Origin of the sequence: Microcoleus sp. S13_C5, assembly GCF_036700845.1 — a bacterium.
Classification (GTDB): domain Bacteria; phylum Cyanobacteriota; class Cyanobacteriia; order Cyanobacteriales; family Microcoleaceae; genus Microcoleus.
In genome coordinates, this window is sequence record NZ_JAUBPR010000027.1 from 43,627 (window position 1) to 66,496 (window position 22,870).

At 42.8% G+C, this 22,870-nt stretch carries 19 protein-coding genes; 9 read left to right on the forward strand and 10 right to left on the reverse strand.

From position 1 onward, the window contains the following. Nucleotides 1-151: 151 nt before the first annotated feature. Nucleotides 152-1,696 (reverse strand): response regulator, encoded by a 1,545-nt coding sequence (locus QUA04_RS10290; protein ID WP_333256309.1) that lies wholly within the window; start codon nt 1,694-1,696, stop codon nt 152-154. After that, nucleotides 1,689-7,622, reverse strand: coding sequence for an AAA family ATPase (locus QUA04_RS10295; protein ID WP_333256311.1), 5,934 nt, complete (start codon nt 7,620-7,622; stop codon nt 1,689-1,691). Before QUA04_RS10295 ends, QUA04_RS10290 begins: the two co-directional genes overlap by 8 nt. Before the next feature lie 490 nt (nt 7,623-8,112). On the opposite strand from QUA04_RS10295, the gene QUA04_RS10300 reads away from it, so the two are divergent. After that, nucleotides 8,113-8,748, forward strand: a complete 636-nt coding sequence (locus tag QUA04_RS10300; protein ID WP_333256314.1) for a DUF1802 family protein — start codon at nt 8,113-8,115, stop codon at nt 8,746-8,748. Here QUA04_RS10300 and QUA04_RS10305 read toward each other — a convergent pair. The 4 genes from QUA04_RS10305 to QUA04_RS10320 form a co-directional block, all read right to left on the reverse strand. Further along, nucleotides 8,741-9,385: an ABC transporter permease gene (locus QUA04_RS10305; RefSeq protein ID WP_333256316.1), complete on the reverse strand. Its 645-nt coding sequence runs from the start codon at nt 9,383-9,385 to the stop codon at nt 8,741-8,743. The genes QUA04_RS10300 and QUA04_RS10305 overlap by 8 nt on opposite strands. A 33-nt stretch (nt 9,386-9,418) precedes the next feature. Continuing rightward, a complete protein-coding gene (locus QUA04_RS10310; RefSeq protein ID WP_333256318.1) occupies nt 9,419-9,880 on the reverse strand; it encodes a DUF29 domain-containing protein in 462 nt (153 codons plus the stop codon). Between the two features lie 52 nt (nt 9,881-9,932). Continuing rightward, on the reverse strand, nt 9,933-10,688 hold the full coding sequence (locus QUA04_RS10315; RefSeq protein WP_333256320.1) for an ATP-binding cassette domain-containing protein: 756 nt from the start codon (nt 10,686-10,688) through the stop codon (nt 9,933-9,935). A 191-nt stretch (nt 10,689-10,879) separates the two neighbouring features. Beyond that, entirely contained in the window at nt 10,880-11,437 is a 558-nt protein-coding gene (locus QUA04_RS10320; protein ID WP_333256323.1) for an NUDIX hydrolase, read from the reverse strand. Nucleotides 11,438-11,689: 252 nt separating this feature from the next. On the opposite strand from QUA04_RS10320, the gene QUA04_RS10325 reads away from it, so the two are divergent. Next, nucleotides 11,690-11,962: a hypothetical protein gene (locus QUA04_RS10325; protein ID WP_333161866.1), complete on the forward strand. Its 273-nt coding sequence runs from the start codon at nt 11,690-11,692 to the stop codon at nt 11,960-11,962. A 441-nt stretch (nt 11,963-12,403) separates the two neighbouring features. Here the strand turns inward: QUA04_RS10325 and QUA04_RS10330 are convergent, their stop codons facing one another. Next, entirely contained in the window at nt 12,404-12,835 is a 432-nt protein-coding gene (locus tag QUA04_RS10330; RefSeq protein ID WP_333256326.1) for a hypothetical protein, read from the reverse strand. Between the two features lie 509 nt (nt 12,836-13,344). Between QUA04_RS10330 and era the strand changes: the two genes are divergently transcribed. Then, nucleotides 13,345-14,256, forward strand: coding sequence for a GTPase Era (gene era / locus QUA04_RS10335; protein WP_333256347.1), 912 nt, complete (start codon nt 13,345-13,347; stop codon nt 14,254-14,256). 135 nt (nt 14,257-14,391) lie between these two features. Here the strand turns inward: era and QUA04_RS10340 are convergent, their stop codons facing one another. The 3 genes from QUA04_RS10340 to ppsA form a co-directional block, all read right to left on the reverse strand. Continuing rightward, nucleotides 14,392-14,646, reverse strand: a complete 255-nt coding sequence (locus QUA04_RS10340) for a hypothetical protein (protein ID WP_333256329.1) — start codon at nt 14,644-14,646, stop codon at nt 14,392-14,394. Nucleotides 14,647-14,795: 149 nt separating this feature from the next. Then, nucleotides 14,796-15,329 carry a peptidoglycan-binding protein gene (locus QUA04_RS10345; protein ID WP_333256332.1) on the reverse strand — a complete coding sequence of 178 codons (534 nt, stop codon included), beginning with the start codon at nt 15,327-15,329 and terminating at the stop codon, nt 14,796-14,798. A gap of 219 nt (nt 15,330-15,548) precedes the next feature. Next, entirely contained in the window at nt 15,549-18,260 is a 2,712-nt protein-coding gene (gene ppsA / locus QUA04_RS10350; RefSeq protein ID WP_333256335.1) for a phosphoenolpyruvate synthase, read from the reverse strand. A gap of 180 nt (nt 18,261-18,440) precedes the next feature. On the opposite strand from ppsA, the gene QUA04_RS10355 reads away from it, so the two are divergent. The 6 genes from QUA04_RS10355 (at nt 18,441) to QUA04_RS10375 (ending at nt 22,852) form a co-directional block, all read left to right on the forward strand. Continuing rightward, nucleotides 18,441-19,991, forward strand: coding sequence for an ATP-binding protein (locus QUA04_RS10355; protein ID WP_333256337.1), 1,551 nt, complete (start codon nt 18,441-18,443; stop codon nt 19,989-19,991). 237 nt (nt 19,992-20,228) lie between these two features. Next, on the forward strand, nt 20,229-20,459 hold the full coding sequence (locus tag QUA04_RS10360) for a DUF433 domain-containing protein (protein WP_006634608.1): 231 nt from the start codon (nt 20,229-20,231) through the stop codon (nt 20,457-20,459). Then, nucleotides 20,456-20,788 carry a DUF5615 family PIN-like protein gene (locus QUA04_RS10365; protein WP_333256340.1) on the forward strand — a complete coding sequence of 111 codons (333 nt, stop codon included), beginning with the start codon at nt 20,456-20,458 and terminating at the stop codon, nt 20,786-20,788. Before QUA04_RS10360 ends, QUA04_RS10365 begins: the two co-directional genes overlap by 4 nt. Before the next feature lie 235 nt (nt 20,789-21,023). After that, the gene (locus QUA04_RS29935) at nt 21,024-21,239 is read left to right on the forward strand and encodes a KTSC domain-containing protein (RefSeq protein ID WP_445242311.1); all 216 of its coding nucleotides are present in this window, start codon (nt 21,024-21,026) and stop codon (nt 21,237-21,239) included. Nucleotides 21,240-21,260: 21 nt separating this feature from the next. Continuing rightward, complete coding sequence (locus QUA04_RS10370) at nt 21,261-22,049, forward strand: SMODS domain-containing nucleotidyltransferase (protein WP_333256342.1); 789 nt, start codon at nt 21,261-21,263, stop codon at nt 22,047-22,049. Then, nucleotides 22,046-22,852: a hypothetical protein gene (locus tag QUA04_RS10375; RefSeq protein ID WP_333256344.1), complete on the forward strand. Its 807-nt coding sequence runs from the start codon at nt 22,046-22,048 to the stop codon at nt 22,850-22,852. Before QUA04_RS10370 ends, QUA04_RS10375 begins: the two co-directional genes overlap by 4 nt. The last annotated feature ends 18 nt before the right edge of the window (nt 22,853-22,870 follow it).

The following is a 22,870-nucleotide window of genomic DNA, read 5'->3' on the forward strand; positions in this document are numbered from 1 at the left end:
CTCTGCTTGGTCAGCTTTGAGAATAGCTATATTTATTTTATAGATTTGTGCACGGTCTGCAAGAAAATATGAACGTATTTATTGCGTATCAAGCCCGTTTGGGATTTATTTGGGATTAAAATTTGTTTAAGTCTTGTTAAGTTAAAATCAACTAAGAAATACCCAAAGCTGTTTGCGACATTGTAATTAAATTATTAGCAAAAATTTTCTGGTGAATTGGAATATCAATAATAAAGATTGCCCCCTGATTAGGAGCTGAAATACAATTGATCTGGCCCCCGTGTTTATCCACTACAATCTGATGGGAAATTGACAGCCCAATACCAGTACCCTTCCCGATAGGCTTAGTAGTAAAAAATGGCTCAAATAGGTGTTGGCTAATTTCTTCGGTCATCCCAGGCCCGTTATCCTTAAAATGAATTAACACTCGATTAGATTCCGTGACCTCAGTGCGAATGAAAATCTTAGAAGGATTAGCTTTCATTTCACTTAACGATCGCGTCGTATTATAATCATCTATTGCATCAATAGCATTAGCAACAAGATTCATAAACACCTGGTTAAGCTGACCCGCATAACACTCTACCAGAGGCAGATTGCCGAATTCTTTAACCACCTCAATTGCAGGTCTATCGCCCCTTCCTTTAACACGGTTATGCAAAATTAACAGAGTGCTATCAATACCCTGGTGAATATCCACCGGTTTCATTTCCGATTCATCCAATCGCGAGAAGATTCGCAGCGACTGAACAATTTCGCGAATCCGGTCTACGCCTACCTTCATTGAACTCAGCAATTTAGGTAAGTCTTCAATCAAAAAACCTAGTTCTATTTCGTCTATTTTCTCTTCAACTTTTGGCCCGGCTGCCGGAAATTCTTGGTGATAAAGATTGACGAGATCAATCAGATTTTGGGTATAATCATGGGCATAAGAAAGATTCCCAAAGATGAAATTAACGGGATTATTGATTTCATGGGCGACACCTGCAACAAGCTGACCGAGAGAAGACATTTTTTCGCTCTGCACAAGTTTAGTCTGCGTGATTTGTAAGTCTCGAAAAGCCTTTTCTAAACATTGAGTTTGGGTTCGCAATTGAGCTTCCGATTCTTGCAATCCCGCCTCTGCTTGCAGACGCTCTTGAATCTCCTGTTTGAGCAATTGATTGGATAGAAAAAGTTCAGCCGTCCTTTCGTCAACTCGCCTTTCCAACTCCGATGCTAGCTTCAAGAGCGAAGATTCCGCTTTGACACGCTGTTCGATTTCTGCTTGTAAGTACACATTTTGCTCTAAGAGTTTCTTCGACAAATTGCGGAGCTTCATGTGGACATTAACACGAGCTAAAACCTCTTCATGCTGAAGAGGCTTAGCGATATAATCCACCGCACCCAGACTCAAACCTTTAACCTTATCCACCGTATCAGCAAGAGCCGTCATAAAAATCACGGGAATGTCTCTCGTTAAATCATTCGCTTTCAAACGGCGACAAGTTTCAAACCCATCAATTCCCGGCATAAGGACATCCAACAGGATCAGATCGGGCGCAGCATATGCGACCTTCTGGAGAGCACTTTGGCCATCCCTAGCTACCAATACTTTAAAGCCAAAATCAGCCAAAAAATCGAACAGGACACCTAAATTAGTCGGAGTGTCATCTACGATTAAAATGGTGCTTTGTTCGGCAAGTTCACTACTCATTGGTTGTCGTCCTATACTGTTTAATAAACTCTAGAATTTGTTGTTCTTCAAATCCTTTGGCTAACTGGCGCAGATGGGTGGCAAAGGGCACCCATTGCTCATTGAGCTGTTCGAGTTTTGCAGCTCCCTCCGCAATCCCTCGGAGATCCCCCATCATCGCTAGATCGAATAGAACGGCGATTTCCTCATCGGGGGGAGCTACAATTTCAGAACTTAGAGATTTTGTTTCTCCTTCTGCTTTCCTAATCTCTTCCTGGTTTTCTTCATAAATCCATTCTAACCCTAAATGAGTACGTAATTTTTCTAAAAGCTCCTCGATTCGTATGGGTTTGGGAATAAAATCATTGCAACCTACCTCGACACTTTGTTGTCGATCGAAATCAAAAACGCTGGCCGAAGTAGCAATCACCACTAACTTAGTCTGACCTAGTGATTTGCGAATCCGGCGCGTTGCTTCTAAGCCACTCATTACTGGCATCATCAAGTCCATTAAAATACAGTCTGGTTTAAACTCTGCCACCTTGTTTAAACAGTCCTGACCCTCCGTTGCTTCCAGAATTTCAAATCCTAACGGCTGAAGCATTCCCGCAATGATCGAACGATTCTGCCACTTATCGTCAGCTATGAGAATTTTTCGCTTTCCGCCTTTGAAACCAACGATTGTGTGGGCATTGGCTTTGGCTGCATTAGTCGCCCATTCCGATACCTCTGGCAAATCTAAATCGAAGAAGAAAATGCTCCCTTGTCCTAATGTACTCTTCACCTTTATTTCACCGCCCATCATCTGGACTAATTGGCGGCTAATTGCCAGTCCCAACCCGGTCCCTTCAACCTTGCGGTTGGCATCCCCTACTTGGTGAAAAGGCAAAAATATATCTTGCAATTGCTCTGGTGCCATACCAACTCCGGTATCTTCAACTTGAAACCGGATTTTGCCATTTTGATATCCTACTTTGAATGCCACCCCACCTTTTTCGGTAAACTTAATCGCATTGCCGAGTAAGTTGATTAAAACTTGCCGCAACCTTTTTTCATCACCCTGGACGGCAATAGGTAGTTGAGTAATTGCCTCGTAAATCAGGGAGATTCCCTTTTGTTCTGCCCGAATATTGCAAATTTCAGCCAGGCCTTCCAAAAATTCTGATAAATGGAAATTACTCAGGTGGATTTCCATTTTTCGGGCTTCGATTTTAGAGAGGTCTAAAATATCGTTAATCAGGGTTAAGAGGTGATCGCCGCACTGACTAATGACGTTCAGACCATCTTTTTGCTGGTCAGCCAAGTTTTTTTGTCGTTTGAGGATTTGCGTGTAACCCAAAATGCCATTAAGTGGAGTTCGGAGCTCGTGGCTCATATTAGCAAGAAACTCACTCTTGGCAGAGTTGGCGGCTTTCGCTGATTTTTCTGCTTTTTGTAAATGGATATTTTTTTCTTGTAACTGTTGCGTTCTTTCTGCCACCTTCGCTTCTAAAGTAGCGTTGGCTGCTTCCAAATCGTTATAAAGACGGGCATTTTCAATCGAAATAGCTGCTTGAGAAGATAAAAGTTGTAAAACTTCTAAACGCTCGGGAGTAAAAGCACCAGTTGTGAGATTATTTTCTAAGTACAGAATCCCAGTAAGTTTTCCTTGATGAACGATTGGAGTACATAATACTGACTTGGGTTTTTGGTTGACTATATAAGTATCCGCTGTGAAGGTTCCCTCACAAGTTGCATCGCTTAATACAACATTTTCCTGAGTTCTTGCAACATAATTAATCAAAGATATGGGTAGTTGCTGACTATTTTCCACTGGTATTGTTTGCAGAACTTCTACATCGCTATCTACGGTTCCATAAGCTTCTATTAGTAAAGTTCCCGCTTTTTCTAAAATGAAAACGCCACTTTGAGCGCCCGCATTCTCGATCGCAATTTTCATCAATTTTGCCAACAGCTTACTCAGTACAATTTCACCAGAAAGAGCTTGGGATGCTTTGATCACAGTAGCTAAATCTAGAGATCCTGCACTTCCTCCACTCGTCGAGCTAGTGATCGTCGTCACCGGGCTACCTTGACTTTCGGGCTTCGCTATCCGGGAAAATATTTGAGGATATCTGGCTTCTAAATCTTTGACTATAGCTTTCGCTCCCCAGCGACTATATCCGTAGTAAGCATCGGTTAAATAAATCCGAGCAATTTTATCTTTAGCGCGGGAAAAATAAAACTCTGCTGCTAGTTGGTTGGCTAATGCTTCTTCTTGGATATATCCCTGTTCTTTGGCTCCGGCTATGGCGCGATCGTAATAATCGCTCGCTTCTAAAGGTTGTCCCAAAATCCGCGCTTTTTCTGCTTCTACTAACTCATACTTGTGCTGAAAATTGCACGGCGCATGGAACGCCCAAGTCTTCATCCTTTCTTGGTTAGCTGCTACTACACTTAGATATTTTTCTTTATCTTTTGGCCAGGCTTTTGGATACAGTGCTAGGAGGGAAAGAGAATGGTAAAAGTTGTCGATACTCATGTGCATTAATCCTGCACCCATGCTGGCGTATTTTAATGCTAAATGAGCAATTATCACTGTTTGATTAAACTCTTTAAATAAATAAGATAGCATCATTTTGCCGGCATAATAGGCATAGAGCAAAGTCCCATTGTTAGAAGCTATAATTCCTGGCAGTAGTTCTTCTTCATTAAAGCTTGCACCTCGTAAATGGTATTTGTCTGAATTTTTGTCCAATAAATTGTCAACTATTTGCTGGTGAACTTTCACAAAAAAAGTATCATATTCTTGTTTGAGCTGAATGGTCATAGCAACATATTTTGCCTGTTCTTGCTCAAGTTTTTGTAGTTCACCCCCGCTAAATAATAAGTGATTGCAATAATTTGCTATACTGTGACAAGCATATTCTATATCTCCAGTTTCTATACCACTTTGAATTGCCTCAACCAAAGATTCTAGGGTTTCCTTAAGCGGATCTTTCCAAAACCTTGCTAGACAATTAAATATACAAACTATTTTTGATTTAAGGGTAATTGCGTTAAACTTTTCTAGTAAATAAATAGCTAAGTTGCCAAAGCGATATCCAGAATCTATGTCTCCTAATCGTCCACAGAGTAGCACTCCATACCAAACATAAGCAAAAGCAGATTCAGGCGAATTCCCATACTTCATAGACAAGGCTATTTTTGTATAAAGAATTTGCGGAAACATCGCAGGATTTACAATAAAAGCTGGTGTTATAATAAGATTTAATATTCGCATAGCTGCAAGTTTATCGGGAGCTGTCATTGTCGGCAAGTTAGCTAAATCATCAACTATCAGTTCTTGAGGTGGTTCTGGCTCTAGGCTAATTCCGAACATTTCCAGAACGGCGAGTCCATTATCTAGAGCTGATATTCTCCGATTTTGAGACATCTCTAATTGAATTCTAAGTTCGTAGACCTTGCCTTTTTCCAGAAGGGTTTTCGCTTGTTTCAGGCTCGTCTCCGACAACTGTTGAGATCGCTCAAAGTTAGTGTTTATATATTCAGTTTCGGCTGCTTCTAAATGGAGGTTTAATGTCAGCTCATATTGACTCTGCCAGCTATCCTCCGCGAGAAGTCCTAAACCCACATTCAAATATTTGACAGCAGACTCATAAGCAGTGGCAGCTTTGGCTTTCTGTCCGGCGATCAGATTGAGTTCGGCCAACTCATATCTTTCCAACTCCAAAGTGATTAAATCAGTTCCATAATTTAGTTGGTTAACCAGTGCAAAGATATTTTCTTTTCGTTCTTCAGGGGTTGTGGAATTCAGCAGTAGTTGACCAATTTTGCGGTGAGTTTCTTTTTTCTGCTCGTCGGGTATCAGAGAATAAGACGCCTGTTGCACTCGGTCATGCAAAAACTTGTAGGTGACATTAAACTGCTCGGTTGACTGTTCTGTAGATATTTCCGAGTCAAATAGCAGGGGGATTTTGTAGGAATTATTGAGTGGCAGAACGAAACCAGCTTGCAGCGCTTCCCATAAATCCCTTGCCGTCTCTGACTGAGATTTTTTATTAGCAATTGCCAAAACGTCTAAACTAAATTTATCTCCTATACAGGCAGCTAATTTTAAGACATTCTGCGTCGGGGACGATAGCTTTTGAATTTGGCTGACCATCAATTCGACGACATTATCGCTGATATCAATGCCTTGAAGCAGTTGGATATCCCACTGCCAACAAACTTGATTGAAATCAAAGGAGAGGAGTTGGTCTTGATAAAGGGATTTGAGCAGTTGAGTTAAGAAGAAGGGATTTCCCTGGGTTTTCTTAAAAACTAACTCAGCCAGGGGCAAAACTTCGGAAATGTGACTGCGAAGGGTTTCGCTCACTAATTGGTTGACATGAGAGAGTTCCAAAGATTGGAGGATAATATTATTTACTGTTGCCCTGGTATTTTGAATTTGCTCTAATGTATAAATTAACGGATGAGTTGCACTGACTTCATTATCCCGATAAGCGCCAATTAATAGCAGATATTTACTATCGGGATGGGTCATAATTAGCTGAATAAGCTTGAGGGAAGCCGAATCAGCCCACTGCAAGTCATCCAAAAATATCACTAGGGGGTGTTCGGGTTTACTAAACACCTGTATAAATTTTTGAAACACTCGATTAAATCGGTTTTGAGATTCAGTGGGTCCCAAAGTCGGAACCGCAGGCTGTGGATCAATAATCTTTTCTACTTCGGGAATAACCTCAATAATAATTTGCCCATTGGCACCAAGTGCTTCGAGAATTTTAGCTTTCCAAATTGCTATTTGAGCAGAATTTTTAGTGAGCAGTTGCCGCATCAATCCTTGAAATGCTTGAATTAAAGCAGCATAAGGAATATTCCGCTTAAATTGGTCAAATTTACCGGAAATAAAATACCCTCGTGCTCCGACTATAGGTTTATCAACTTCGTTAACTAAGGAAGATTTGCCGATACCTGAATAACCGGAAACTAGCATCATTTCCGTTGTCCCACCACTGACGCGAGCGAAGGCTTCTAGCAAATTAGCAACTTCTCTTTCCCGCCCATAGAGTTTTTGCGGAATCATAAATTGGCTGTAGGAATCTAGTTGACCTATAATAAATGGGAAAATCTCTCCAGCAGAAAGCATCTGCTGGCAGTTTTCCAAGTCAATTTTTATTCCGAAAGCACTTTGATATCTATCTTCAGCAGTTTTAGATAATAATTTCATTACAATTTCAGAAACTGCATCCGGTATTTCGGGAGTCAGCTTTTTAGGTGGTATTGGTGCTTTAGCTATATGGCAATGAACGAGTTCTAGGGGGTCTTTTGCGGAAAAAGGTAGCTTACCCGTCAGCATTTCATAAAATGTAATACCCAGGGAGTAAAAGTCGGTACGGTAGTCCACTGAGCGGTTCATTCTGCCGGTTTGTTCCGGCGACATATAAGCGAGAGTTCCTTCTAATAAGTTTGGATTTGTGACGGTTTGATTTTCTCGCTCTAAAAGAGAAGCAATGCTAAAATCAATAATTTTTACTTCCTTTGTATCGGGGTCAATTAAGATATTTTGGGGCTTAATGTCTTTATGGATTACATTACTGTGATGAATGTCTCCAAGAGTTGTTGCTAACTGAATTGCGATTTTGAGGAAGGCGTCTATAGCCAAGGGTTGATTGTTAAGATAATCTTTCAAGGATTGACCTCTAAAATTTTCTACTATCAGCGCTAAGCCGTTATGATAGTTTTCTAAAGCTATGGGTTTGACTATTCCTTGACTGTCTAAATGTCGAAGTATTTTATATTCGTGTCTTAATCGGGAAATTTCTGCGATTGTCGGATGCTCAGCTTTGAAGGTTTTGATAATTGCTGAGGTTCTATCAATGTCTTTTGTGCCGCGATAAATAATCGTACTGACACTTTCGTAAATAGCTTCGCTTAGGTTGTAACCGAAAATAGTAATGCTCATGTGCGTAATTTCACTAAAAATAAATTGAAGAGCAGGCGGTATTTCAGTAGGTCTACTGATATTTATGACAGAACCGAATTAAAAAACTATTTTCTATGCACTCTAAATAAGTATAATCTAAGCTTTTTGAATAAAATTTAATTTTTAACAAATCTAAATATGCTTGTTCGGTACTTGATAATATGCGAGAATCTTTAAATTTTCTTAAGTATTTAAATAAACTCCTGAAAAAATTAACGACAAAATTGCTGAATCTACCCGGGGTGATAGTAGAGGATAGCTTGGACACAGAAGAGACGATTATTTTATCGGTTAGAGTAATAAAGAAAACAGCAGTTGGGCCACATCGTGGGCCAACCAATTATTGTCTTTATCAAAATAAGGTAGTCCTGCATAGTCAGGACTACGCCAATTTTAACAGGAAAAAGTGGCTGTACTTGCTTGAAAGTACCGATTTTTGTTACTATTGTTAAAACCCAACTCAATTCCTATGAAATCAACTACTAGGGCCCTGAAAGAATGGAATGTAGCAGTTAATGCTTTGGAACAAGGTCAAACGATTGTGCTGTTGCGGAAGGGGGGAATTCGCGAGCAAGCCGGACAGTTCAATGTCACTGACAAACAGGTTTTGCTGTATCCAACTTTTGAACACCAACAGCCGGGTTTATTAAAGCCGGAGTTTGCACATCAAGTCAAGGCTGTCGAATCTGGTTGGCATCCTGAAGTTATTAGAATTGGCAGTTGGGCGGAGATTACTGATGTTTTTTTGGTAGCTTGGGAACCGGCAATTACTGCGCTATTTCCGTACCATATTTGGAACGAAAATTTTGTCAGCGATCGCCTAAAATGGAAACAAACTCAGCCAATTTATATTTTATTGCTGCGGGCTTACCGCCTTGCAGAAATCCGCGAAATTCCCTACATTCCTGAATACGGCGGTTGCCGTTCTTGGATCGATTTGGCAGATGCTATTTCGCTGGAGGGAAGTCAAGCTGTTTTGAGCGATCGCGAGTACAGTGAACGCTCAAATCAAATCCGCAATCTGATAGCAAATCCTGCGAATGCTTCTGGTTCGCAGACAGTGACAACGCTAACGGAAGGTAGCCAGGATTTTAGTCCTAATTAATAGTTTTTAAGGTACTTTTCGAGAGGCGCGCTTCTACCAAACCCAGCCCAAAATCCGCAGCTAAGGCCATTAAAGCTGCGGGAATTGCCCCAGCCAAAAGTAACTGATTGTTGACGGTAGCAACGCCGCGAAAAATAAACACCCCCAAGCCACCCGCGCCAATTGCAGCCGCGATTGTAGCGAGTCCGATCGCAATTACCGCAGCAACTCGCACGCCCGCCAGAATCACGCCCAGCGCCAGGGGAATTTCCACTTGCCATAACAGTTGCATATCAGTCATTCCCATGCCTCTTCCTGCTTCCGTAATCGCTGAATCGACGCCGACAATACCAGTATAAGTATTGCGGATAATTGGCAGTAAAGAATACAGAGTGAGGGCGATAATTGCCGTGCGATCGCCTATTCCACCCAATACCGGCACCGGGATTAGCAAGCCAAACAAAGCTAAACTGGGAATTGTTTGCATAATATTAGCAAATCCCAAAATTGGCTTTTTCAATTTAGGTTTTCTCGTGGCTAAAATTCCCAGGGGCATCCCCACAATAATAGCGATAAAAATTGCAACAGTTACTAAATATAAGTGTTCAGTTGCGCGCTGAATTATCTCAGCGCCATAGCGGTTGATAAAAATTATCATTGGGGAATTGGTTAGTGTTGATTGCTGTCAACCTTATAAATCATTTTCTATTTCAGGACTTGGTTCACCAGGATAGAAGCGAGAATCCAGAATTTCCTCTAAGCTGTAAAGGCAATTTTGAGGAAATGTTTTGAGAGGTAAATCGGTTTCTCCTACTGCCAAATCTCTACCGTTTTGATAAGCTTCTTGGAAAGCTTCTTGCAAGTAAGGTTTCAGACTTGGGTTATCCTGTATCAGTCTCTGAGTGTCCCGTCGCTGCACTCGAATTGTAGACAGCCAGCTACGACTCCGCTGCTGGGGCTGATATTGCCACTTCAACAAATGCCCCAGCAAAATGCTCAAACGATTTCTAAGTTCTTGGCGTTCCTGTTTGCCCAAAGATTCAATCTCCTCAATTAAATTTGGCAAGTCAAGTTCACTCCACTGACACTTGCGAAGTAACTTGGCTTGTTCTTGCGTCCAAGCATAGAAATCTGTCTCGTAAAGACTGTGCATCGTTTGATTATCAGCTTACTTACTAAAACTATATTATCAAATTTTTGCTAAATCATTCAAATTTAGCTACTTGCAAACATTCAAGAAATGCCCCAGCTTCGGGATGCTGAGATTTGAGAAAATTATCGGGCGATCCCAATTCAACCAACCGTCCGTCTTGCATCAAACCAATTCTAGAAGCTAACAAAAAAGCTTCTTGAATCCCGTGAGTCACAAAAATCACAGTTTTGCCGAGTTGCTGCTGCAATTGACCGAATTCCCGTTGTAATTCCAGACGAGTAATCGGGTCTAAAGCACCAAACGGTTCGTCCATTAACAATATCGGAGGGTCAGCCGCCAGTGCTCTTGCGACGCCTACCCGCTGCCGCTGTCCGCCGGATAACTGATGGGGATAGCGTTTGGCAAAGTGCTGGGGGTCGAGGTTGACTAATTCTAACAGTTGGCGGACGCGAGATTGAATACGATCGCCCTCCCAACCTTCCAATTTCGGCACTAAACCGACGTTTTGCTCGACGGTAAAATGGGGAAATAAACCGATTTCTTGAATCACATAGCCAATTTTTCGGCGTAGTTGAATAGGGTTCCACTGAGTTGTCGGTTTTCCCATGACAAGAACTTCGCCGCTGCTTGGCGTTAGTAAATTGTTAATCAATTTCATGGTAGTAGTTTTGCCACTCCCGCTGCGTCCCAGCAATACTAAAACTTCTCCTTGCAGCACTTTGAAATTGAGTTTGTCTACTAAATGCCTGCGGTTGAGGCGATATGTCACGTCGAGGCATTCGACAGCAACTTCATTATTGAGAGGCATGATTAGTTCCGGTGATTTGGGTTTTCAGGAATTTTAGAACTTACAGACAAGGGGCTAGAAACCCGGTTTTTTTCTTAGATAATTTGCTGCTTAACCCAAGATTTGTCAGAGAAACCGGGTTTATGAGCGTAAGTCCTAAAATTTAAATCAGCGAGCATCGGGGGACAATTCCCAATTCTAAAATGTAAAATCTAAAATCTAAAATCCATTTGATTTTGCCATTCTAGCAGTAATGCTCGACATTGCAGGCAAGTTAATTCTTTGAGCAAGTCGCGAATTCCGTCTGGGGTGACAGGATATGCAGCACCGATAAGTTCGGGGCTTACTGTTGCTGTAGGGTGCAATTCTGCAACAAAACCGTAGAGTTTTTGATTGGAGAAGGAACTGTTTATTGCCCAGCCGACGGTGTTGATCGGTTCGATGCGGGCGATCGCGTTTTCTGTCACGCCTAGTTCCCTCTTTATTATAGCTGGAATGGCTGCTGCTGGCGTGGCTTCGGCTGGTACGCGACCGCCGGGAAAATCCAGGGTTGCGGATGCCACGCCGGGGCGATACATGGGTGAGGGAAACACAAATTTTTCAGCTTGAATTGTCAAGATTACAACTGAATCTGCTCTTTCTACTCGCCAATATTCTACTGTTTTTCCTTCGGTTGTTTCGAGATGTTCGGCGATTAGTTTTACCCAATGAGACTTGATTTCTACAAAGCGATCTAGAGTTTTCCACTGGGATTTGGCAGTTGGGTTCATGTGGGAATTTTTGAAATAAATCAGATGTTGTTTGCTATGGTAGTCGATTTTTGCCGAGCTGAACAATAGCCGATCGACCTTTTCAGCTTTGAGCCAGTTTTTTCCTCTCGATTGTAAATTTTTGCTACAACCTTACACATTCGCCTAGATAATTCGGTAACATAGACTACATAATCAAAGTTTATCTGCGCCTTGGCTCTGGGTTGTTTCAACCGCGCTCTGGTGCAGACTCTTAGCTAGACAGGAGTAGTTATGCAACTGCAAACAGATATTCGTACTTGGCAATCCCAATCAACACCCGGAAGCTTCGCCGGTGTCCGCGACTGGGAAAAATTTGGCTGCGCCGTACCTGCACCAAAATTGGCTCCTTCTATGTGGGTTAAATTGTTCAATCCGCCAACCGCATTCAGCTTTGACGAAGCGTGGCTGTTGTGTGAATGTTCGGAAGAACAGTGGCTAGCTTGGATTCCTGATTATGGCGAAATTTTACTGAGTACACATGAATTTTGTGCTACTAAATCGTGAATTACGCAGACAAACTTTCATAAACCAGGTTTTAAAATCCATATTCTTCGGGTTGCACGGGATTTTTTGGAAAAAAGCTGGTTTCTGCGTAATTATGTCGTTTGCAGTGAGGAATGCAAGTCCTTAAACTTTGATAAGGACTTGCATTCCTCACTACAAACCTCTTATATGATGTCGTTTCAGCCGATATCATAGAAGCCCTAATAGCTATTAATTGAAATTTCGCCAACAAAAAGAGCAATAGGTTTTCTATTGCTCTTTTTGTTCAAAAACACTCTCTAGTTTTTATCTTTAAGATAGCGGAAGTTATATCAAGTGGCATCGAGTGACCCCAATATCGCTGCGGTGACGGGTTTACTGTATCGATGCTTGCATGGGAGATATTTGTGAACCCGCCCTTACAGCAATTACGGTCAATTTAGCCCCTGTGATATTGCTGGCTTATTTGCAAACTGCACGGTTATTTGCGTTTCTGACAATCGTGCCTACTCTACCATTAATCTGAATCGGGTTCTTAGTGCTGGCTCGAATCAAGAGTGGTTGTTTCGCCAGACATTCTCTGATTGATGTTGCCCAGGCGGTGAGAGCTCCGGTGTATTCTGTACGACCCGCTGGGGCGCGAAACTGATCGGTAATTAGGAAATCCGAGGTGATGCTAGTGTCAGTACCAACATTGGTAATAATTGGAAAGTCAAAGGCTTTGGGCAAGGTTCTGTCCTGGATTCTGCCCGGTAGCAACTGGTAATTCTTCGAGCCACCCTTGTAGTCAATACCTGCTTGAGGGCTTGTGGGAGGGCTTGTTTGAGCCAAGGCGGAAACAGGCAAGCTTGCTACCAAAACGGTGCAGCAACTCCAAAATAATTTCGATTTCATCCGATTCATCTCCTCAAATTTATGACGATTAGCACTAATTTAGGTATGCTCAAAAGACACTAGCTTTTATTGAGAAAGCGCCTGATGATATTGAGCTTTTGAGTTGGAGTTCAACTTACCTAAGTTATTACCACACACCTTCAAAAACGTTAAAACTGGTTTGCCTGACAAACTGTAGAAGAGTTTCAGTTGAGATAAATATTTACACATCTGAAGTTGTTACAGCATTGGGGAGTCGGTTTTACCAGAATGATTCATTTTCGATCGATGTCATTGGAACTTTATCAAATTTTGTCTCAGATATCAAGTTTTGCCGATCGCGTATCACGTTTTAACACTGGTTTGCGGCTCGATCGAGCTTTGACTGTTGCAAGGTATACCAAAGCGAGAAAGATGCTAGAGTGCACCAATGGGCGTTTGAGTATTTTCAGGCGACAATAGACAGAGAAGGGGCTTGAAAATAGGTGATTTTAGTGGAAGATAGTAAATTTATCGACGTATCGGACATTATGGGTGTTCCCGTGGCTCCGGCGGGTTACAAATCGGGTTTTGTGGGTATTGTCGGACGCCCGAATGTCGGAAAATCAACGCTGATGAATCAGTTGGTGGGGCAGAAAATTGCGATTACTTCGCCGGTGTCTCAGACGACACGTAACAGGCTGCGGGGCATCCTAACGACACCGGAAGCACAAATTATTTTTGTAGATACTCCCGGAATTCACAAGCCACATCACCAATTGGGCAAGGTTTTGGTGCAGAATGCCCGCACAGCGATTAAGTCGGTGGATGTGGTGCTGTTTGTGGTGGATGGTTCGGTGGAATCGGGAGGGGGCGATCGATATATTGTCGAAATTCTCAGCAATATCGGCATTCCGGTGATTTTGGGGATGAATAAGTTGGACGAACAACCGTCGGATTGCGTGTTGATCGATCGAACTTACGAGCAAATTGTCAATCCTGAGTGGCCTGTAGTGAAATTTTCGGCTCTCACGGGCGAGGGTGTCGAGTCGCTGCAACAATTGTTAATCGAACATTTGGAGGTTGGGCCTTATTATTATCCGCCCGATTTGGTGACTGACCAGCCGGAACGCTTTATTATGGGCGAATTGATTCGGGAACAGATTTTGCTGCTGACGCGGGAAGAAGTGCCGCATTCGGTAGCAATCGCGATCGACATAGTTCAAGAAGAAGCAAAAATTACTCGCATTCTGGCGACAATTCACGTCGAACGGGATTCCCAAAAAGGCATTTTAATCGGTAAAAGCGGCAGTATGCTCAAGTCGATCGGCAGTGCGGCCCGGGAACAGATTCAAAAGTTAATTGAAGGCAAAGTGTATTTGGAGTTATTTGTCAAGGTGCAGCCAAAGTGGCGGCAGTCTCGGACTCGTTTGGCGGAATTGGGCTATCGTGTGGAAGAATAAAGCGAACTGATGGAGCAAATAAGGGCGATCGTTGAGAGATTTTACAACTGAACTTCCCCTCGTAGGCAGAAGTTCAGTTTAAATCATTGTCCTAAAAACTCCGCCCGCAACTGTCAACTGTCAACTGTCAACTCTTTAAGGATGTTCTGCAAATTTTTGAACAGCTTTTGGTGCAAAAGCAGCAACTAAAAAAGAAGTTGTAATGTATTTGCCATCAGCATTCTTGCTAGTTATTGTGATTACGCCAAACACAATTGCTGCAATCAGTGCAATAAAACTCATCGCTCGCATTGCCGAGTAGTGTCCATTATCTTCCTGCAAAAATTCAGCCAGCTCTTGTCCGGGTTCAGCAGAATTTGCGGGAGCTTCAAGGATAGCAGAATGTGTCATTTGATTAACCTCATAAATGATTAAAGCTTAACTAACCGGACTTACGTAATAACTGAGAAACTACACTACCTGTAGTTGTAAGGTGCGCGTTTCGCACCCGACAATTAGAGTCGGCACGTAAGTCCTATACAAGTGAGATATACCGTTGTTTAGTGCGGTAACTTGCTCAAAGCGTGCCAAGTTCTCGGCCCGATAATTCCATCGGCTGGTAAACCCTTAATCGTTTGGAACTGGATCGCCGCTACTTTGGTCATAACCCCGAAGTATCCGTCAACAAAACCGAAATAGTATCCATTCAATTTCAAGACATTCTGAACAATTTTGACAGCATTACCTGAACTACCATTCATCAGAGTCGGCATATTCACAGGTGCACCAGAGTATAGTGCTTGCCAGGTTAGAGGACTGACAATCCCATCTTCAGGTAAAAAGACGCGGTGTTGATAGTCTTTGACGGCGTCTTCAACATAGGTGTCGAAAATACCATCGATCGAAAAACCGTAATAATATCCCCAATGATATAAAAGCTGTTGCAGTTCCTTGACGGCTTGACCTGTAGAACCCCGCTTTAAAGTGGGTTTCATCAGTTCAGAGGGTTGAGCAACTGCAAGAGTTGATTGAGAAGTAGTATCGGCGACGACAGCGATAGCTTGACTATTGAGAGTTTTTTCTTCTGTAAACATGATGGGAATCCTCTGTGCATTCGAGTGTTTTCATTTGATATTTCAGGTATAACTGCTGTCTTCGATGGCTTCACAGTCGCTTTTTATAGTGACACTTGTGTGAGTTCACAGATTTGAGTGTCACTCATTTGAGTTATATCGTTTCCGCTTACAGTCGATCGATAGGGATATTTTGACAGAAATGTCTTAAGAATCCCCCTACCTTCAGGTCGGGGAGTGTCAAAGAATTTCTACATACCCTTCTGTTCCATGTACGCGAATTCGTTGCCCATCTTCGATCAGTTTGGTCGCATTTTCTACTCCGACAACTGCCGGTAAGCCATATTCACGTGCGATAACTGCTCCATGGGTCATCAGTCCACCAACTTCGGTGACTAGACCTTTTATGGATACAAATAATGGTGTCCAGCTAGGGTCAGTAAACGAGGTGACTAATATATCTCCATCTTCTAGGTCGGCGTCTTCCATGTTTAGGATGACACGTGCTCGTCCCTCTATAACTCCGGAAGAAACAGCCAGGCCTACAATAGCTTCAGCCGGGAGATTTTCTCGTTTGTACGCACCGGCAATCATTTCACCATCAGACGTGAGAACACGTGGGGGAGTTAGTTTTTCAAATGATCTGTACTCGTCTTTTCGTTTGCTGACGATCTGGTAATCCAGTTTATTTGTGCGTACAACTTCGTGCAGTTCTTCAAAAGTGAGGTAGTAAATATCCTCTCTTTCATGAATAACGTTGGCTTGTACGAGTTGTTCGGCTTCTTTCAGCAACGCTTGCTTATAAACGAAGTAGCGATTAACGATGCCGTATTTTGGATATTCACGATAGCCTGCGAAATTCCGGACTAGGCCGATCATCCGCTTTGTTTCTTTGGCTTTTTGTTCACCATCCGGTAATTGCTTCAATCGTTCTAACAACTCTTGTTCTTTGTTCAAAGCCGCCTGTCGCCCCTGCTCAAATTTCCGCTTGCCGGCACCAGGCTCAAAGTTTTTGATGTTACTAAGGATTATAGAAAAAAGTGTCGTTGGTTTTTCGCTCCAACGAGTTCTAGTAATATCGATTTCTCCGGCACATCGCATTCCGTATTTGTTGAGAAAAGCATAAATGGCGTCCTGGGCTTCCTGTCCACCATCAAGCTTAACCAGCTCATCCAAAAAGCTATCGTCTTTTACATATTGCAAGTAATTGATTACTTCTGGATACGGGCGAATCACATCTGCAACATCCAACAACTCCAGACCCATTTCCGAAGTAATATTGTTGGATACGGATTGAGAAAGCGTATCTGCTACGTTCTTTTCACCTAACCACTCCATCATTTTCTCATTGATCCAGGAGGAAGCATTCATACCAGTCATAAGCACACCAAAACTCTGTGAATCAGAGTTGGTCTTCTTTAATTGCTGGATATCTTCCAGGATAAAATCAAACAGATCCGATCCTGATTTCGTTTGGATGGTTTGTTTTAACGCTTCGATCGAGGTTTGACTCTGTTGAATCAAATCAGCAACAATCCCCGGATCGTAGTCGTTTAGGGTTTGAAAATCTGCAGGCGATCGACCTTTACTGCTTTTGCCGAGACTCCGATCGTCGGGTAACGATTTTATAAAATCTCCCCGCTCTATGATGGTTGTAAGTGCGTCTTTCATGAGCGGATCGGATTTTCCCAATGTGACGTTTAATACAGTTTCTCTGCTGACAGGTGAAGCCAGCGTCGCTGTAACATCAACAAATAACCTTCCACCTGCAGTGTGCATGGGTGCATGGGTCGTTAACAGGAAAAAAGACAATCCCAATGGTTTCATGGCATCGGTCATCATTTGGTTGTGACCGACAGATACATAGACGTGGTTTTCCCGATCGTTGGCTTCAGGGATGGGGTATAAAGTAGTGATTGGCCGACTCTGGACAATATAAAATGTATCATCAACCAAACACCATTCGATATCCTGGGGACAGCCGAAATGTTCTTCGATCTTTCTGCCCGTGCGCTCAAGCTGTAAAATCTGCTCATCCGTCAGCGCTTGCCTGTTCTGTCTCTCAGGCTCAATTTCCTGTTCTTTCGTACCGCCATCTTTTAAGGCATAAATAGCCAGTTTCTTGGTAGATATCTTCTTATCGACAATCGTGCCGTTACACACTTTATAGTTATCGGCATTCACCAGGCCGGAGACCAAGGCCTCGCCAAGTCCGAAGCTGGCATCAATGGATAACACTTTTCTATTAGAAGTGACGGGATCGGCAGTAAACAAAATTCCTGCCACCTGCGGGAAGACCATCTTCTGAACAACCACAGACAGGTGGACTTTACGGTGGTCGAAGCCGTTTTGAAGGCGGTAAATTACTGCTCTCTCGGTAAATAGCGATGCCCAGCACTTACTGATATGCTGATAGATTGCCTCCTTTCCGATAATGTTCAAATACGTATCCTGCTGGCCTGCAAAAGAGGCGGTCGGTAAATCCTCTGCAGTTGCGCTGGATCGTACTGCACAGGCATTTTTTTCATCAAGCCTGGAGAGGAGGCTGGCGATCTCTTGATTAATGTCTTGAGGAATGGCTATCCCTTCGATGACCCTGCGAATCTCACCGCTAAGTTCACCGATTTTAGCCCGGTCTTCCACTTTTAGAAGGGATAAGCGATCGAGTAATTCGTTAATCGACGGCGTTTCCCCGATGATTCTTTTAAAGGCTTCAGTAGAAATACAAAAGCCCTCTGGTACGCATATTCCTTCAATCTTGGATAGTTCCCCCAGGTTCGCGCCTTTACCCCCAACAACCATGAGTTTTGTTTGGTCAATGTCCTGAAAACCAAGCACATAGGAACTCATATATTTACCTCCTGTGGCAATTCCTTCTTTGATAATTTTGATCGCATCCTTCGGGCTAAAACGATTTACCGGAGTATTGTACTTCAACTCGATTTTAGCCAATCAGAAAGAGGATGCGAGCAGTTGAATCAACTGTTCGCGTTGTGTATCAAGCAATAAAACCGGAGTGGGGTTGAGAACGTGTCGGGAAGTCGAGATTGCCCCCTCGCCCAACAACAAGAGAACGCCATTCCAATAACAGTACAGTAAACTGAGAGCAGCCCCATTCGCCCCAGTTAACCTATGCCGCGTTGGTTCAATACTGCTGGCCCATGCCAAGAAGACATTCATTACGCACTGTCGCCCACGGTACGCTTACCAAGCTTAGAACGGTTAATCGCTCAACGGAACTATTTCGTCATCCATGCACCCCGGCAAGTGGGGAAAACCACCGCTATGCTGGCGTTAGCCAAACAACTCACCGAAAGCGGACAATACACCGCCGTGATGCTGTCGGTAGAAGTCGGCGCACCCTTCAGTCAAGACATCGCGGGTGCAGAGGATGCCATTCTCGGTGCTTGGCGACGGGCGATTTCGATTCGACTTCCCCCAGAATTGCAGCCGCCTGCTTGGCCCTCGTCGGAACCGGGACAGCAAATCGGCGATGTACTCAGCCTGTGGACACAATCTTCTCCTCGTCCTTTGGTCATTTTTATCGACGAAATTGACGCATTGCAAGACCAAGCGTTGATTTCTATCCTGCGACAACTGCGCGATGGTTATCCCAATCGCCCGAAAGCGTTTCCGCAATCGGTGGGCTTAATTGGTTTGCGAGATGTTCGCGATTACAAAGTGGCTGCGGGGGGAAGCGATCGACTCAATACATCCAGTCCGTTTAATATTAAAGTGCGATCGATTACTCTCAGAGATTTTAATGCCTCAGAAGTCGCGGAACTCTACGCGCAACATACCGAAGATACCGGACAACTTTTTACACCTGAAGCCGTAGCCTTAGCTTTTGAACTGACTCAGGGACAACCTTGGTTGGTGAATGCTTTGGCTAAGGAAATTGTAGAAGAATTAGTAACAGATGAATCTATAGAAATTACACCCGAACATATTTTATCAGCTAAAGAAATTTTAATACAACGGCAAGATACGCATTTGGATAGTTTGGCAGAACGACTGCGAGAAAACCGAGTTAAAGCCATTATCGAGCCGATGCTAGCCGGACGAGAATTGCCAGAATCTTCTAATGACGATCGCCAATATCTCCTAGATTTGGGCTTGCTCAAACGCGATCCGGCTGGGGGTTTAGTCATTGCCAATCCAATTTATCGAGAAGTGTTGCCGCGAGTTTTGGCGCAAGGGCCGCAAGATAGTTTACCGATTATCAGTCCGAGTTGGTTGAACGATCGCGGCGAACTACTACCAGATGCACTGCTGCAAGCGTTTCTCGCGTTTTGGCTGCAACATGGCGAACCGTTACTCAAAAGTGCGTCTTACCCCGAAATTGCACCGCATTTAGTGTTGATGGCGTTTCTGCATCGGGTGATTAATGGTGGCGGAACGTTGGAGCGGGAATATGCCATTGGACGCGATCGCATGGATTTATGTTTGCGTTATGGTGAGGTAACATTGGGAATTGAACTGAAGGTTTGGCGGACTAGAAAAATCGACCCGTTGAGTAAAGGTTTGGAGCAGTTAGATGGATATTTGGCTCGATTGGGACAAGATGAAGGGTGGTTGGTGATATTCGATCGCAGAGATAATGCACCGGAGTTAGAAGAACGACTGAAAACTGAAATTCAGACTACCCCGATGGGTCGGTTAATTACAGTGATTCGTGCGTGAAGAAATTGTGATGAATGTCTCGATTTTTGCGATCGCCGAAAGTGTGCGATCGACTCTCATCTAAAATATAATAAAGAAGGGGTTGACATACACTATCGAGCTGCGGTATTACTCGATTATATCCAGTATTGTACCGCAACTGCAATACAATTATTCGATCGCGCACCCATGCAACAAGCTAGTATATCCAATCTTTTCGCCAAACATCAAACGAGGAGATTCTCAAAAATTCCAACTATGAACTACCGAAACCACATCACGATCGAAGCAAATAAACGCGGTGGTAAGCCTTGTGTACGCGGCTTGCGAATTACGGTTTATGAAGTGCTTGAGTACCTGGCTTCCGAGATGACCGAAGCAGAAATTCTCGACGATTTTCCCGATTTGACGCGAGAAGATTTAAAAGCCTGCATTGCTTATGCTGCTGACCGCGAGCGTCGGTTTATGACCGCGACATTATCGGCATGAAATTACTTTTTGATGAAAATTTGTCGCCAAAGTTGCCGAATCGTTTGAGCGATATTTTTCCAAATTCGCTTCACGTTCGAGATGTGGGCATGAAATCCACGATCGACCCAATAGTTTGGGATTATGCAAAAGACAATAATTTGATGATTGTCTCGAAAGACGCGGATATGCACGACCTGAGTTTAGTATTTGGGAATCCACCGAAAGTTATTTGGCTTCGCCTTGGAAACTGTTCGACATTGCAAATTGAAAATTTGCTGCGTCGGAATTTTAACGCGATCGAATTATTTTATGAAGATGAGAGTTTATCGCTGCTTGCTTTATCATAATTGTACCGATCGCCGAGGGTGTGCGATCGACTCTAAATGCTCTCTAATCTAAAATCTAATAAAGATAGCTTTTTTCAGTGTGACGGCTTAATTGATTGAGTCGAATCGTGCGGCGAACTCGATCGAGGAAAGGAGATTCTGATGGGGAGTAAGAAGGGGTTGACATACATCCTTAAGCTGCGGTATTATTCGACTATATGCAGTATTAGACAGACATATTCACAAGGAGAGGTCTATGGATAGAACGTCTGTGTCGTCATCAAATCTTGCATCGGTTGGATACGAACCAACTACTCAAACGTTAGAGGTTGAATTTCTTAATGGTAGTATCTACCAATATTCCGGTGTTCCGCCATCAGTCTATTCTGGTTTAATGTCAGCTAGCTCACACGGTTCGTATTTAGATCAGTACGTTAAGAAGGCAGGATATTCTTATCATAAAGTCGGTTGAAGTTCTCAAGATTAAGGAACTATGTCGGTAAATTCCCACCTAACAAGTCTGGCAAGCACTCTCGTCTTATCTGAAGCAGAAAAGTCGAGTATTACCACTTCTATTAATACGCTTTCATCAAGGCTGACTTTATACTTCAGCAACACAGTAACAAACCATTTTCAGTTCGGTTCCAGCACTCGTGGCACAATTCTTCCGCGCAAGGCAGATAGCCACTCTGACATAGATTACATGGTCGTGTTCAATACATCTGATGGTCAGAAGAAGCCACAAACTTATCTTGATCGTCTTAGGCGTTTTGTAGAAGCAAGATACTCTACGTCAGAAATTTGCCAGTCGCATCCAACAATTGTTCTGTCTTTGAACCACATCAATTTTGAACTTGTGCCAGCAATCTACAATAATTACGGTTATCATATTCCTTCACCAGCTTCATCTTGGCTTGAATGGACAAGCACAGACCCTTCTGGAACCAATGAATTACTCCAAAATGAAAATAAGGACAATAACTATCAAATTAAACCACTAGTTAGATTGATAAAATATTGGAATACGCGTAATGGACATCCATTCACTTCATTTTCTTTGGAACAACATATTGTTAGTCGATCATTTTGGGGATGTTCCACTCTAAAAGACTATTTTTATGAATTCTGGTCAGGATTTACCTATACATACGACACGGCGCAATATATCAAAAATATGGTTGAGAATGCCAAAAGCCATGCCAAAAAAGCTAAGGAGTATGAGGACACCAATATGCCTGTTAACGCAGAATTAGAAATTAAAAAAATCGTGCCATCTCTATGAGTAATACGAGTACAACAAGAGTTGATGAGGTTTCTCAGTATTACGCTCCAGCTAAGAAACTTGGGACTATTAGCGTGGTTCTCTTCTGGCTAAATGCAGTCCTGTCATTTGTGATGCCATACTCAGCGTCAACCATCGGTGAGGAATGGTCAAGAGTTCTCCAAGCAATCTTTCTTGTTTTGGTGTTGATATACTTCAGTATTTCTCAAATATCGAGTTTGTATTTAGTGCCACGAGCAGAACTAATGAGAAGAAAGCAATTACTATCTGACTCATTTGGCATACCTCTCTCACAAGACTATACATCCCTTTATTACAACAATTCTTACTCTCCATCGGTGCAACGCCTTGGGGCTAATACTATGGAAAATGCCCTATTCAGCAAGGAAATTGCTTTAAGAATGCTGGTTCGGAAGCGATTTGTTATTTTTGGATATCTTTTTGCGTGGCTTTTAGCATTTTCTCTGCGGCATAACAATCTTGAACTGCTTACATGGATTACACAGTTAGTCTTTTCCGGTGAAATTCTCGCTGAATGGTTGAAGCTTGAAATTCTTCGATTTCGTCATCAACGAACATATGATGAGCTTTACTCACATTTTCTACACAAATTAGGACAAGATTCCTCTCGTGCCATAGCAAATGTGCTGAATGCTTTTGTATCCTATGAAGCAGCAAAATCTAATGCTGGAATACTGCTTTCAACCCACATTCCGCAGATATTCAAGCAGAAGGAAAGGAAGATAGATTCGGAAACACAAAACTCCCAAACGATTGCCGTGCAATCGTTTGGGAGTTTTTAGTGTATAATAGATTTCTGC